Source organism: Propionivibrio sp. (assembly GCF_016790145.1).
In the GTDB taxonomy this organism is placed as follows: Bacteria; Pseudomonadota; Gammaproteobacteria; order Burkholderiales; family Rhodocyclaceae; genus Propionivibrio.
Window position 1 is genome coordinate 20,148 of record NZ_JAEUOI010000157.1, and the last position, 15,350, is coordinate 35,497.

A 15,350-nucleotide genomic window follows, 5' to 3' on the forward strand; every position below is an offset into this window, starting at 1 on the left:
AGCAAATCGGCTTCCATGGTAATGGAGACGAGAAAACAGGAAAAGGATGCAGCCGCAAAGACCTATTGCCCCAGAGTGAAGATTTTGCCAACAAAGTCGCACCAATTGATGCTCATTTTAGTTAATAATCCGTGGTGCATGGCCGATCCTGCAGTTGGAGCTTGAGTGAATTACAGGTACCAGACGTCATTCGCACTTTGCAGCACAGGGGGTAATCATTGTTCTGCGATCCTGAAAGCGGAATTAAAGCATCTGGCCGTTCACAGTGCCGGACAATGTTTGAATGATGACCTCAAGTTACGCATCGCTCTGGCCGTTGACGATAGCTGGTTTGATCGAAATTTCGCAGGCTGCCGATCAGCGCATCTGGCAGCCCCTGGGCGCGAATCAGGCTTTACCGGGTTTACAGAAAGACGGCTGACGGAAGATCAGACGGACAGTCGCTGCTGAAAGAACGCGTATGTGTTTTTAGTCGTCGGTGCCTTGAAACTCGCGGCCACTCTCAACCAGGCACCGGGGCAATGCCCGAAAAAAAAGCTTCTGTTCCACATCGCCTATTAGTAGACTCGAATTTTAAATCATTTTGGCGGATATCTAATATGCCTTCAGTCCGCTGACTCATGCTATAAAACGGCCTTGTCCGGGAATTCCTTCTGCCAACGATGCCTCAATCTGCCCTTGCCCCCACTTTGCCTAAGATCACCCAGGCAGACGAGCCATCACCTCCTTTCGAGGTGCTGATCATTGATGATCAGTCTACGGCGCGCGACATTCTCGCGGCGATCGTACTGACCATACATCCTCGGGCCCGGGTGCACAAATTCGGCCATCCGGCCAAGGCGCTCGTGTGGGCCGCCGGCAACGAAGTCGATTTCGTGCTGACCGACTTGCGCATGCCGGTGATGGACGGAGTCGAGGTCATCCGCCGCTTGCGCTCGTTGCCCCACTGCAAAGATATTCCGATGGTCGTTGTGACCATCCTCGACGACAAGCAGATCCGCTATTCCGCGCTGGAGGCCGGCGCAAGCGATTTTCTGAACAAGCCGCTCGATAAACATGAATGTCTGGTACGTTGCCGCAACCTGATGACCATGCGCCGCCAGCAGAAGTTGCTGCGTAGTCACGCCGTCAACTTGCAATCGCAGGTCGAGAAAGCCACCGCCGTACTCAAGGGCCGCGAACTGCAAACCCTGATCATGCTGGCACGAGCAGGCGAGTACCGCGACATTGAAACCAGCAACCACGTTATCCGTGTTTCGCGTTTTTGCGGGCTGATCGCCCGTTATCTCGGTGTCGAACAGCCCGAGGTGCTCGAAACTTCGGCGCTGCTGCACGACATCGGCAAGATCGGCATTTCCGACTCCTTGCTGCTCAAACCTGGTCGTCTGACCGCCAGCGAGATGGAGATAATGCGCGAGCACACGCTGATCGGCCACGCGATTCTTTCCGAAGGGAAGACTCACTACACCGAGAAGGGTGCCGAAATTGCCATCAGTCATCACGAACGCTTCGACGGCAGCGGTTATCCCTATGGTTTGGTCGGCCAGGCCATCCCAATTTCCGGACGCATTACCGCCGTGGCCGACACCTTCGATGCGCTGGTTTCTACACGACCGTACAAGCATGCATGGACGCGCCCCCGGGCCCTGGCTTTTATCGCCGAGCAGTCAGGGCTGTTGTTTGATCCGGACTGCGCGCACGCACTATTGGATTGTGAAGAAGACGTCCACATCATTCTGAATACGAACCAATGAGCCATATTTCATCTAGCGGCGATTTCGCATCCCCCCCCCCAGCGGCACCAACAAGAGGTCCCGAGCATGAGCAGTCTATTATTCGCGTCATCATCGTCGGTGCCCTCCTTATCTATCTCGGTGTTTTAGCCGCTATCGACATTTCGGGCTATATCGTCACGGCGGTCATGATTTGTGCGGGCTATTTCGTCGCCGCCCTAGCCCTGACCACAGCCGTCCGCCGTTACCCCGGACACTTTCCGGCCCGTCGCATCCTTGGCATGGTGCTCGACAATTCCGGCACCACGCTTTGTTTGTGGCTGGCCGGCGATGCCGGCGCCGTCGCCGTCGGCATTTACCTGTGGGTCGCTTTCGGCAACGGGTTCCGCTACGGACGACGCTACCTGTTTGCCTCGCAAGCCATGGCCATTGCCGGTTTCGTGGCTGTTCTGACGCTGACGCCGCACTGGCACGAGCATCTGGCCTTCGCTGCCGGCATGCTGCTCTCGCTGGTCATTCTGCCAGCCTACGTCGCCACTCTGATTAAACGCCTCCAGGACGCGCTCAAGCGGGCCGAGGTGGCCAACGACGCCAAGACGCGTTTTGTTTCCAATGTCAGCCACGAGTTACGGACTCCGCTGAACGGCATCATCGGAATGAACGAGGTGCTCAAGACCAAGAAACTGTCGCCCGAACAACGCGACATCGTAATGACACTCGGTTCTGCAGCCAAGTCGATGGCCAAACTGGTCGACGAAATTCTCGATCTGTCGAAGATCGAATCCGGAAAGCTGATCATCGCCCACGAAGCGATGGACTTGCACCGGGTGGTCGGTAGCGTCAGCAAGCTGATGCGCAGTCAGGCCGAGGCCAAAGGCCTCCGCCTGTTACTCAATATTGCTTCCGATGTACCCTTTGCCGTCCTTGGCGACGAGGGCCATCTGCGCCAGGTGTTGCTCAATCTGGTCGGCAACGCGATCAAATTTACCGAGAACGGTGTGGTGCGGTTGAACATCACGATGATCGCTGATGAAAGCACTCGCGTTGCCGTCCGCTTCGACGTCATTGACTCCGGTATCGGCATCGACTCGTCACATCACCAGCGGATTTTTGAACGTTTTGCCCAGGCCGACAACTCAACTGTCCGGCGTTTTGGTGGCACCGGGCTCGGCGTCACAATTGCCAAGCATCTGGTCGAGGAAATGGGTGGCGAGATCGGTGTGATCAGCCGGCTGGGCGACGGCAGCACATTCTGGTTCAGGCTTTATTTCGAGCGTGTTCCGGTCGAGCCGAAGAGCTCCGAATTTTTCGGGGGCGGCGTCTTGCTGCTGGCCAGGACGGGCGAACAAACGTTTACCGAGATTGCCGCCAGCCTGTCGAAGAGTGGCGCCCTCACACGCTTCTGCGCCCAACCCGACGATCTTGTCGGGGCGATTCTCGAGCATGGCGACATCTCCCAATGGGTAGTGGTGGTCAGCAGTGACGGTGACGAGATGCTCGAACTGCCTCGCATGGTACGGCAACGACTCAAGGACTGCCGCGTCATGTTCATTGACTGCAGTGGAGATTCAACCCTCGATACGCTCGGCGCACTCGGTCAGGGCTACACCTACGCTTTCAACCGGCGAACCCGTCCAGAAAAGATCATCAATGCCATTCACGCCTGTTTTGCCGAGGCAGAGAGGTTCGCCGAACCGGTGCAGCAGCTCAACGCACCACAACCCGACTTGCACGTTTTGCTGATCGACGATAACGAAACCAACCGTCGCGTCGCGACCCTGCTGCTTGAGAACGCCGGCTACCATGTCACCAGCGCCAACGACGGCGACGAAGCGCTCGATCTGCTCGGTGCACAGGATTTTGCCCTCGTTCTGCTCGACATGCACATGCCCGGCATGAGCGGTCTCGATGTGCTGAAGGCCTACCGTTTCATGAGCCAGCCAGAGCGCCGGGCCAAGGTGGTCATGCTTTCAGCCGACACCACTCCAAGGTTGATGCAGGATTGTATCGACGCCGGCGCCAACGCCTATCTTACAAAGCCGCTCGACCGCGAAAAGATGCTGCGCACCTTGCGCACCTTGCTCGAAGGCCAGCCGCCCGATTCCCGCGCCGAGGCCACGACAAGCGAAGCGGGTGAGGTGCTCGATACCTATCTGCTCAACAGTCTGGACGAAATCTCCCCGACAGCGGCCTTCATGCAGAACCTGATCGCCAGCTTTCTCAGGGATGCCGACGAGTTGCTGGCCCAGATGAAAGTCGCCGTCGGCGACCAGGACTTCGATACCTTTTCCGGCTCCAACCACGCACTCATGGGCAGCGCCGGCAATCTCGGCGCTATCGAGCTTTTCCGCGAGTGCGGCAAGCTCAAGCCCTTGTCCAGGGAGCAGTTCCTGGATCAAGGTACTCGCATCTTTGTGCCGATCCAGGAAAGTCTGACTCGCACTCGAAATGCCCTACTCAGTTATCTGAGCGAGCGGCAGCGGGGCTGACCGGGTCTGTTCACGCGCGCTTGCCTGCACCAGCGCGTCCGGCTTGGTGAAGGCGCGCGACTGGGCATTGACCAGGCGCTCCATCATCTTCAGATCGCGCGCATCGAGCCCGAATGCTGCATCAACCCAGATGTCGATAATCTTGGCCAGATCATCATGACTGATTGGTGACATGGCTTCGCGAACCCGTGCCAGCGCGTTGAGCGTTTTCTGTTTGCGCTTCGCACCCCGGAGGTAGTCGCGCAAGGCCTGTTCGCCCTGGCCATCTTCGGCCAGCACGTCGACCAGACCGAGTCGATGCAGTTCCTCGCCGGTATAACTGCGGCCGCTGGTGATGATCTCTTCGGCCAGCCGACTGCCGACGCGACGGGAGATCAGGTTCCAGGCGCCCATTCCGGGAAAAAGGTTGAACAACACTTCAGGCAGGCCGAACTCAGCGCTCTTCTCGGCGATTACGACATTACTCGACAGCGCCGATTCCATGCCGCCACCAAGGGCCTTGCCGGTGACCAGCGAGATCGTCTGGCAGGGCAGGTTGTAATGAACGATATTGTGGTGGCAGACATCAATGCAGAGCCGGGCGTACCGGCTTAACCCGGAACGGTCGCGGGCTTCGATCAAGCGCCGGAATAGCGCGATGTCACCGCCAAGATTGAAGACACCAGGCACATTCGATTCAAGCACGATGAAGTTGAGCCGGTGCAGTTCACCCTGCCACGCAATCTTTCCACCACTGGCCTCGATACGACACTGGATGTTGCGGGCCTCTTCGAGCAGGGCAACAGAAAAGCAGGGCATCGGTTGGCCCTGCATGGCGACGCGGAGAACGCCATCCTCGGGCTCGAAATGGTTGCGGAACTGCTCGTAACCGTAAAACAGGGAATCGTTGCGGCATTGGGTGGGGATGTAGAGCGTACTCATGAAAACCTCCGTCAAAGTTAAATCACCAAGGATTGACCCGAACCCTGACGCACAAGCATGCCAGGGTGGCCACCGCGCCTTTTGAATGAAACAAGTGAGGCGAAAGACGACGGTTTGGTGGCTGGGAGCGAGATTACCGGACGAATGCAACCAAGGAAAGGCCGAGAGGTCGATCGAAGCGAACTTATTCCTGTTCGCAACAGATATTTCTCTGTTTACCCCCTGGATGTCTCAGGAATCATTCTTTGGCGATTCCACACTAGGTTTTCAAGCAAGACTAGCTGCCAGTCGGGCTTGAGCAATTTGGCTGTAAAACATGAGCAGACGGCTCATTTTTCAGCGTATTTCTGTTCGAATAGAACAAACATTTGCTTGAAATCCGTGCAAGGTGAAAAGCAGGCATTACGCCATAAGGCGAAAGCGCGCAAATACTTCGCCCTTCTCCCACTTTTTTAGCTACGGCATAGACTGAAGGTCAGCCTTGACTGAAACTAAGTTTTCGCTTCGACCCATCAAGTCCGACAGGTTTTTGCCGTTATTTTATATCCGTACTTGATGAGGCTCATTGTTGCAAACCCATGGCGCTGGATAGCTACAAGTGCAGCAAATAGCTCGTATCTCTTGTATCATCAACTTCGATCTCAGGATATTTTTTCGACTGGCGGAGATGTATTTACCCTTGTTCTGCCTGGAATCGGACTCCGTGAGCACGCTGAACATGTCGCTCACAAAATTCTTGCCTCACTGACCGAACCATTTTTTATCAATCAGCACAATTTTTCGCAAGTATCAAATATGCTTTCAGTCCGTTGGTACATGCTATAAAACGAGCTTATCCGGGAAATCCATCTTCCAACGATGCTTCAATCCGCCATTGCCCCGACTTTGCACCAGACGACTCAGGTGGACGAAGCAGCGCCACCTTTCGAGGTGCTGATCATTGACGATCAGTCATCGGCGCGCGAGATTCTCGCGGCGATCGCGCTGACCATAGATCCTCGGTGCCGGGTGCACAAATTCGGTCATCCGGCCAAGGCGCTTATGTGGGCGGCCAGCAACGAAGTCGATTTCGTGCTGACCGACTTACGCATGCCGGCGATAAACGGCGTCGAGGTCATCCGCCGTTTGCGCGCTTTAGACCACTGCGAAGAAATTCCAATCGTCGTTGTCACCATCCTCGACGACAAGCAGATCCGCTATTCCGCGCTGGAGGCCGGTGCAACCGAGTTCCTCAACAAGCCGCTCGATAAACACGAATGTCTGGTCCGTTGCCGCAACCTGATGACCATGCGCCGCCAGCAGAAGTTGCTGCGTAGTCGCATCAATAACCTGCAATCGCAGGTTGACCATAAGCGCATCGGGTTTTCAGCGCGGAGGAACGACGGTCAATTGATCGTAGCCAGTGATGCTGGTCCAACAGATTTCGAACTGTCCCGACAACTCCATTGGGCCATCCTTTCACTCGATGAGCCTGTTTCATGTGAAGGCATTAGTGCCCTGTTCCGCAGCGCCATGTCAAGCAATGAAGCCTGTTTCATCCTGACCGAGCAATGCGCTGCACTTCAGGGTTTGTGGGCTGAAATGCATCTTCAGGCTGCGGATACCGGCTTGCTCGTTGGCCATCCCGGACAGGGATCATCAGGACTCATTGATCGCCTCGGATTACCGCTTCTATATCGCGATCAAAAACTCGGTTTTATCGGAGTTGCCGGCAAACCCAATGGTTACGACGAAGAGGCCATCCTCCGCTTTAGCGAACTTTCTTCCTTGCTCGCCGGCATGCTTCATGCTCGCCATGCCTACGATCAGCGCGTATCGTCACTTGCCTCAAGCGAATCCGAAGTTCATCGCCAGAAACAGATGCTTAATCAGATCCGCGACTCGGTCATCACCATGGATCTTGATGGTTACATCATCGACTGGAACAGCGGGGCCGAGCAATTGTTTGGCTACACGCCAGACGAAATCATCGGTAAAAATATTCTGACGCTTTATGCCGATACTCATGATGACTATCCACTATTCAACGCTTTTCTCGATTATGGCAGTCATGAGATGACTGTTCGTCGGCGCAAGAAGTCCGGTGAACTTTTCTGGGCCAGCGTATCGCTTTCTGTGGCGCATGACGATGCAGGCAATCCTTGCGGACTGATTGGTTTCATTGTCGATATCTCTGATCGTCTGGCCGCTGAGGAAACTCTGACTCTTCATGCAAAAATATTTGAACGCAACACCGAAGCCGTAATTGTTACCGACTCGCTCCTGCGCATCATTTCAACCAACCGCTCATTTTCCCTGGTCACGGGTTACTCTCAGGACGAAGCGTTGGGAAAGACCCCTGAAATTCTCACTGCACTTCCTCAACAAGCATTCCTCTCGACTCTGGCTCACCAGCAAGTCAACGTTGATGGCCAGTGGTCAGGCGAACTTCAGTTCAAGCGCAAGGACGGCAACACATTTCCTGCCTCCGTTTCAGTCAATTCTGTTCAGGATTTACATGGAACCATCCGACACTACTTTCTGGTTTTCACGGACATCAGTGAGCGCAAGGAAACAGAACGACAGATTTACCGCCTGGCTTACTACGATCCACTGACCGGTTTGCCCAACCGCGAACATTTCTACACACTTCTCGAGCATGCACTGAGTAACGTACAACGAAACCGGAAGTATGGAGCTGTGCTTGTTCTCGACCTGAATCGCTTCAAGTTCATCAACGACTCCATCGGCCACACTTTAGCCAACACCATTCTTTGCGAAGTTGGTCGCCGGCTGTCATCCTCATTGCGTGCTCAGGATATCATTTCACGACATGGCGGAGATGAATTTACCATTGCTCTGCCGGAAATTGCCCTCCGCGAACACGCCGGGCAGGTCGCACAAAAAATTCTTGCCTCACTGGCCGAACCTTTTTTTGTCGAGCAACACGAGATCATGCTATCAGCCAGCATCGGGATCAGTATTTATCCGGACGACGGATGTGACACCGAAACATTGTTGAAGAAAGCTGACGTTGCCATGTACCGTGCCAAGCAGACGGGCAGTAGCGCGCACCTATTCTATTTGCAGGACATGAACCAGCGTTCGCTTGACCAGCTTAAGCTGGAAGGGAATCTACGTCGAGCGATTGAACGCGACGAGTTCGAACTGCACTACCAGCCACAGATTGACCTTGCAACCGGATTGATAACCGGCGCCGAGGCCTTGTTGCGCTGGCATCACCCTGAACAAGGGGATATCTCTCCTGCGCAATTCATTCCTGTGGCAGAAGAAACAGGCCTGATCATTCCAATTGGCCAATGGGTAATCGATGCCGCCTGCCGTCAGATACGGGTATGGATTGATCAGGGATTACCTCCCATTCGCATCGCTGTCAATCTTTCGACTCGCCAATTCAGCGCTAGCCTGCCCAGGGCCATCCAGGCTGTCATCGAACTGCACGGCATCCCGAATGACTCTCTCGAACTCGAAATTACCGAAAGCATGCTGATGCATAACACCGACTCAGTGGTCGAGATGATGCAGGAGTTCGCAGATGCCGGCATTCTGATGGCCCTTGATGACTTTGGAACAGGCTTCTCCAGCCTCTCCTATCTCAAACTATTCCCGATCAACAGTCTGAAAATCGATCAATCTTTCGTACGCGGCATTCCTGGCGACCTGCACGACTCGGCAATTGCCACCGCAATTATCGGCATGGCCAAGACTCTCCGCCTTTCAGTCATCGCCGAAGGTGTTGAAACGTCTGCTCAGATGGAATATCTTCGCAACGCCGGCTGTGACGAGATTCAAGGCTACTATTTCAGCCCCCCCCTACCCGCCAATGAATTTGCCGCGCTGCAGTCAAGTACCAATCGATGATCGCTGCGGGCGTTAAGCCTCTGACGCCGGGGCTTTAAGAATTTCACCACCCTGAACTGCGCCGCCATCCCTTGACCATGGCGCCCGGCGCTACTGAGTCCCAGGCGTCTGCACAACCCTGATTGACCGCTGGCGGAGTCTTTGCTCTGAAGGCGCAACACGGTTGACTGCGCTCATCGTGCTCATGTCGCCTGACGAAAAAGCGAGGGGCAATCACCTCGGCTACCATTAAAATAATCAGGAGCCATAGACTCGCGACTTGCGAATACCTGATGAACACCCGTCCCGACAACACGCCGAATGATACGAAGCCCTCCGCTAACGGTGACGTCTCGGCAAGATTGTTGAGCGTAGTGAGCACGCTGACAGACGAACTGCACCCTGGGCGCGCCCTGCGTGTCAGCCTCGCCAGTCACCTGGAACGCGATCTTGGCCTGGATAGCCTGGCGCGGGTCGAGCTCCTGCTTCGCCTGGGGGCCGAGTTCGGCACCTCGCTGCCCGAAGCGGCACTCGCTGAAGCCGAGACGCCGCGCGACCTGCTGCGTTTGATCGGCGAAACACAAAAAATCGGAAAACCAGCCAGTTCTTCCAACGCGAACATTTCGCTGACGCACGACATGATCAGCGGCTTGCCGGATCAGGCGAACACCCTCACCGAGGTGCTGCAATGGCACGCCGCGCATCACCCGCAGCGAACCCACGTTCTGCTTTACGGCGAGGCTGACCAGGCGCAGTCCATCACCCCCATCACCTATTCCGGGTTGCTGCTTGCCGCGCGCCGCATTGCGGCTGGGCTGGTCGCGCGCGGATTGCGGCCGCGACAGACGGTGGCGCTGATGCTGCCGACCGGGCAAAACTATCTGGCCAGTTTCTTCGGCGTCATGCTGGCCGGCGGTATTCCGGTACCAATCTATCCACCCGCCCGGCTGGCGCAGATCGAGGACCATCTGCGCCGCCACGCGCACATTCTGTCCAACGCCGAAGCCGTTTTCATCGTCACCGTAGCGCAGGCCAAGGGCGTCGCGGCCTTGTTGCGCACCGAAGCGCCATCGCTGATCGAAATCGTCACACCCGAAGAACTCGAGCAGGCGCCGATGGCGCTGCTCTACCGAGCCACCGCTGACGACATCGCCTTCCTGCAATACACCTCCGGCAGCACCGGCGACCCGAAGGGCGTCGTTCTCACCCACGCCAACCTGCTCGCCAACCTGCGCGCCATGAGTAAAGCGATCGGCGCGAGCAGCGACGATGTCTTCGTTTCCTGGTTACCGCTTTACCACGACATGGGTCTGATCGGCGCCTGGTTCGGGTCCCTCTACTACGGCATGCCACTGGTGCTGATGTCTCCACTGGCCTTTCTCTCAAGCCCGGCGCGCTGGCTCGCTGCCATATCACGCCACGGCGGAACGATCTCCGCTGCGCCGAATTTCGCCTACGAACTGTGCGCGAAAAAACTCGCCGACTCCGATCTGCAAGGACTGAATCTGGCCTCATGGCGACTGGCGCTGAACGGCGCCGAGCCGGTCAGCCCGAACACGCTCGAAGCCTTTGCCACGCGCTTCGCGCCCTGCGGCCTGCGCCGCCAGGCGCTGACCCCGGTCTATGGCCTGGCCGAATGCTCGGTCGGGCTGGCCTTCCCGCCGCTGGAGCGCGGGCCGCGCATTGACGCGATCGTTCGCGAGACCTTCATTCACCAGCAGCGTGCCATAGAGGCCAGCCCGGATGACAAGCAGGCCATGCGCGTAGCGGCCTGCGGTCGCGCCTTGCCGGGGCATGAAATACGCATCGTCGACAGCGCCGGAGACGAACTCGCCGAGCGCCACGTCGGCCGCCTGCAGTTCCGTGGCCCGTCGGCAACACAGGGCTACTACCGCAACCCGGCAGCGACGCAGAGCCTGTTTCACGAGGGCTGGCTCGACTCCGGCGATTACGCCTACAGCGTCGAGGGCGAGATCTACCTCACCGGCCGGGTCAAGGATCTGATCATCCGTGGCGGGCGCAACCTCTATCCCTACGAACTGGAGCAAGCAGTCGGCGACATCGCCGGCGTGCGCAAGGGCTGCGTTGCGGTGTTCGCCAGCACTGACCCGGAAAACGCCGGCGAGCGGCTGGTCGTGCTGGCCGAAACCCGCGCTATCGACCCGGTGACTTGCGCTGCTCTGCGACAGAAAATCAACGAGGCCGCCGTCGACGTCATCGGCCTGCCCGCCGACGAGATCGTGCTGGTACCACCCAATTCCGTGCTCAAAACATCGAGTGGCAAGATCCGCCGTGCCGCCACACGCGATGCGTATGAACGCGGATTGATCGGTGCGCCAGTACCGCCCGCGTGGCAGACGGTCTTTCACCTCGGCATGGCCGCGCTGCGCGCCCGGATCACCGAGGACTTGCAGCGCACGGCGCGCTGGGCTTTTGCCGGCTGGTGCTGGCTGATTTTTGTGCTGCTTGGTTTGCCGGTTGCCGCCTTGGTCACGCTGCTGCAACACTCCCCGATCGGGCGCCGCTTGGTGCATGGCGCGGCACTGGTTTTCCTGGCGCTGAGCGGCATGCCGGTGCGCACCAGGGGAGTGCAAGACCTGCCCGAAACAGCCCATCTCCTTCTGGTCAATCACAGCAGCTACTTTGATGCCCTGGCGCTCATCGCGGCGCTGCCGCCGAGGCTCGGCCATGTGTTTGTCGCCAAACGCGAATTAGCAACGCAGCCGGCAATGCACGCCTTCCTGCGCGGACTCGGCACGCTGTTCGTTGAGCGCTTTGCGGCGACAAAAAGTGCCGAGGATGTGCAAGCCATTGTCGCCACCTTGTTGCGCGGCGAAAAGCTGATCATTTTCCCCGAAGGGACGTTCACGCGCGAAGCCGGCCTCAAACCGTTTCACATGGGCGCTTTTGTCGCCGCTGCGCGCGCCGACGTACCGATTGTAGTCGCCGGCCTGCGCGGTACGCGCCTTGTTCTGCGCGACCAGACCTGGATGCCGCGCCTGAGGCCGCTGAGCCTGGAGATCGGCGAAACATTTCGCCCAGACGGAAATGACTGGGCGGCGGCAATACGTCTGCGCGATGCAGCACGTGCGGAAATGCTGCATCGCTGCGGCGAGCACGACCTGGGGCGCTGAGTTTTATGGCTTGATCCCTCGTCTTTGATCAGGGTGAAGCGGCCACTGACCCTTCGGTTAGTTCGCTTGATTTTGCGCACCTTGTTTCCTATCCTCAATGGTAGCGCATACCACTTCACTTTCCGGGTATGACGCACGTGCGGTGGCGCCATGACCACTGCCACCGCCTCAGGAATCGACGGAAGACAGATGACTAATGCAGCGAATTGATTTTCCCGCTGCTGCAACCTGCGATGAAAGGGCAAGGACCATGAGCACAGAGCAATCCACTGCTTCGCTGCAGAGTTTCTTCCAGGCCGGTCAGGCCTTGACGCAAGCCTACTTCGACTTCGTCACCCGGCAACCCTCGAGCTTCTCGATGCCTGCCGACCCCTTGTGGCAGTCAATGACGCAATTACCAAGTCTCGAGCCTTTTGCCACCCTGCAGCGCGAACTGGCCGAGCAACATACCCGCTTGTGGCTGTCGATGCTCCAGCGCCAGCCGGGCGAGGTTGTCGAGCCGATGGTCAAGCCGGAAGCCGGCGATCGGCGCTTCAGCGCGCCGGAGTGGGGCGAGACGCCGTTCTACGACTATCTGCGACAGGCCTATCTGCTCAACGCCGACTATCTCAAGAAGGTCGCAGAAGCGATGCCGATCAGCGATGGACCGGCCAAGACGCGAATGCAGTTTCTGACCCGCCTGTACGTCGACGCCATGGCCCCGTCCAACTTCGCGGCCACCAATCCGGAATTCATCAAGACCGCTCTCGAAACCAAGGGCGAGAGCATCACCGGCGGCATAAAAAACATGCTCGCCGATCTGCAAAAGGGCCGTATCTCGATGACCGACGAGTCAGCCTTCGAGATCGGCCGCAATATCGCGACAACGCCCGGCGCCGTCGTTTTCGAAAACGATCTGATTCAATTGATCCAGTACACCCCGAGCACCGACAAGGTTTTCGAGCGACCGATCCTGCTCGTTCCGCCATGCATCAACAAGTACTACCTGATGGATCTGCAACCCGAGAATTCCTTCGTCCGCTACATCGTCGAGCAGGGGTTTACGGTCTTCCTGATCTCCTGGCGCAGCGCCGGCGAGGAACAGGGCCACTTCACCTGGGACGACTACGTTGCGATGGGGCCGATCAAGGCGCTGTCCGTAGTGCGCGAGATTACCGGCGAGGCCCGGCCCAACGCCCTCGGCTTCTGCATCGGCGGCCCACTGCTGTGCTCAGCGCTGGCGGTGCTGAAAGCACGTGGCGAGGATCCGGTCGAAAGCCTGACGCTGATGACGGCCCTGCTCGATTATTCCGAGCCGGGTGAAATCGGCGCCCTGGTCACCGAAGAAACGGTCGCCGCCTACGATGCCAAGATCGGCAAGGGCGGCGTCATGCATGGGCGCGACCTGTCCAGCGTATTCTCGGCCTTGCGCGCCAACGATCTGATCTGGCAATACGTCGTCGGCAACTACCTCAAGGGCAAGACGCCGCAGCCCTTCGACCTGCTCTACTGGAATTCGGACAGCACCAATCTGCCGGGGCCATGCTTCACCTGGTACGTGCGCAATACCTACCTGACCAACAGGTTGCGCCAGCCAGGCAGGCTGGTCGTGCTCGGCGAAAAGATCGATCTGCGCAAGATCACGGTGCCGGCCTACATCATGGCGGCGCGCGAAGATCATCTGGTGCTGTGGCAGGCGGCCTATCTGTCACGCGACATCCTTGGCGGCCCGACAAGCTTCACGCTGGCCGCCAGCGGCCATATCGCCGGCTCGATCAATCCGGCGTCGAAGAATCGGCGAAACTATTGGGTGAATGACAGCGCGGAATCCCTCACCTCCGACGATTGGGTGGCCGGCGCCAGCGAGCAGAAAGGGAGCTGGTGGCCGCACTGGACCGAATGGCTCGGCCAGCGCAGCGGCATGCAGGTCGCCCCACCGAAGCAGCCCGGCAACAAGAGCTACAAGGAGATCGAACCGGCGCCAGGACGCTACGTCAAGGCGCGGGCCTAGGCCTGCCCAGGCCAGCGAGAAGCCATGAACAGGCGAGCCAGACACCTCGAATTAAATCGCTGTTTGGCAGCTGTCGGCCTATTGTGTTGAAAATCTCTTGCTGCGTTATTTTGCCTATCCGGATTCTGTGATTGATATGCTTATGGCGTTTTGTGACGCACAAGAGTATGAGTGCCAATAAGATCATTGCCGGAAAAGCTGCGAGGCAGGTTTCGACCCTAAGGCGACCTTCAGGTTCTTGAGAAGCGGACGTTTTAACGTAGCCGTCACCGGTGCTGCGAGGCTTTATCGCGCAGCGTCCAGCGACCGAAGGGAGCGAGGTTGAGCGCCGAGTTAGACGATGACTTTTGCATGAGCAAGAAGAAGAAAATAACGCATTGCCATGAATATTCGAAGAAGTCAAAAATCAGACGATACGTGGGGACTCGATTGGATGCGCTAGGGAATTAAACACTACTTAAAAGGCGGACAGCTTTCTAGCGAGAATTCGACACGCCTGCGGCGATCCGATTCTATCCGTATGTCTTCAGCAAATTGTTCCTTCGTAACTAAGAAAAGGCCGTCCTTATCTCTCTGGCCGTTAGCTGATGCGCAGCGGACTAGTGTATTTGCTCGCGCCCTTCGCTCGGAGACGTCCATGTTCAGTCTTATGGATTCCTTGAGCGCATTTGTCTCTGCCTCTCAACTGGCGCCGCTGGGCGCCTTGTCAGCCAGATTGTTGAGAAAGGTAATTTTTTCATCTATCTCTCGAAGATTCTCTTTCCAGCCTTGGCAGTCGACTTCTCGTATTTCAGGCTTGTAGCCCGGAGGTAGGACAGAAATCTGCCCAAAGGTTATTGGTGTAGTGAGCAAGAACCCAAACCCAATCAGTAGCAGCCTTCGCATGTCCATTATGGTTTACCCAAATACGCCATTAGAAACAGATATAGGTTAAGCAGCGCCCAACAGTTATTAGACGGGCCCGCGGGGTCTGGATGTGAGTTGATATCCATGCAGGGATTATGCCCTCTGTATCTTCTGCCCAGCAAGGAAACTGCCTTTGACAGTTCCCGTTTGACAACTCCGATATGCGAGCGCAAGTGGGATGAAAGTCCGGTTTAGGCGCGCTTTGTTCACCCCAAATCGCTGTAACCAGCACAGGGCAAGGTTTTGCTCGTTTTTTGCATTTCATATGTAGCCATACATAAGCGAATATATAGCTTGATATAATTGGTTACATTGATTAATATGTAGCCATGGCAGC

Annotated in this window: 6 protein-coding genes; 5 read left to right on the forward strand and 1 reads right to left on the reverse strand. The window is 57.1% G+C overall.

The window, feature by feature from the left end; translation table 11 throughout:
• Positions 1-662 precede the first annotated feature (662 nt).
• Together JNM42_RS12970 and JNM42_RS12975 are read left to right on the forward strand one after the other, a co-directional pair.
• Positions 663-1,754: an HD domain-containing phosphohydrolase gene (locus tag JNM42_RS12970; RefSeq protein WP_294270551.1), complete on the forward strand. Its 1,092-nt coding sequence runs from the start codon at positions 663-665 to the stop codon at positions 1,752-1,754.
• Positions 1,751-4,222: an ATP-binding protein gene (locus JNM42_RS12975; protein ID WP_294270554.1), complete on the forward strand. Its 2,472-nt coding sequence runs from the start codon at positions 1,751-1,753 to the stop codon at positions 4,220-4,222. The genes JNM42_RS12970 and JNM42_RS12975 overlap by 4 nt, the downstream gene beginning before the upstream one ends.
• Here the strand turns inward: JNM42_RS12975 and JNM42_RS12980 are convergent.
• Positions 4,187-5,143, reverse strand: a complete 957-nt coding sequence (locus JNM42_RS12980; RefSeq protein ID WP_294270556.1) for a crotonase/enoyl-CoA hydratase family protein — start codon at positions 5,141-5,143, stop codon at positions 4,187-4,189. The genes JNM42_RS12975 and JNM42_RS12980 overlap by 36 nt on opposite strands.
• 930 nt (positions 5,144-6,073) lie before the next feature.
• Here JNM42_RS12980 and JNM42_RS12985 point away from each other — a divergent pair.
• The 3 genes from JNM42_RS12985 to phaC all read left to right on the forward strand — a co-directional run bounded on the left by JNM42_RS12985 (position 6,074) and on the right by phaC (position 14,107).
• The gene (locus JNM42_RS12985) at positions 6,074-9,004 is read left to right on the forward strand and encodes an EAL domain-containing protein (RefSeq protein ID WP_294270559.1); all 2,931 of its coding nucleotides are present in this window, start codon (positions 6,074-6,076) and stop codon (positions 9,002-9,004) included.
• Between the two features lie 272 nt (positions 9,005-9,276).
• Positions 9,277-12,117 (forward strand): AMP-binding protein, encoded by a 2,841-nt coding sequence (locus tag JNM42_RS12990; protein ID WP_294270562.1) that lies wholly within the window; start codon positions 9,277-9,279, stop codon positions 12,115-12,117.
• 250 nt (positions 12,118-12,367) lie between these two features.
• Positions 12,368-14,107 (forward strand): class I poly(R)-hydroxyalkanoic acid synthase, encoded by a 1,740-nt coding sequence (phaC, locus tag JNM42_RS12995; protein WP_294270565.1) that lies wholly within the window; start codon positions 12,368-12,370, stop codon positions 14,105-14,107.
• Positions 14,108-15,350 lie beyond the last annotated feature (1,243 nt).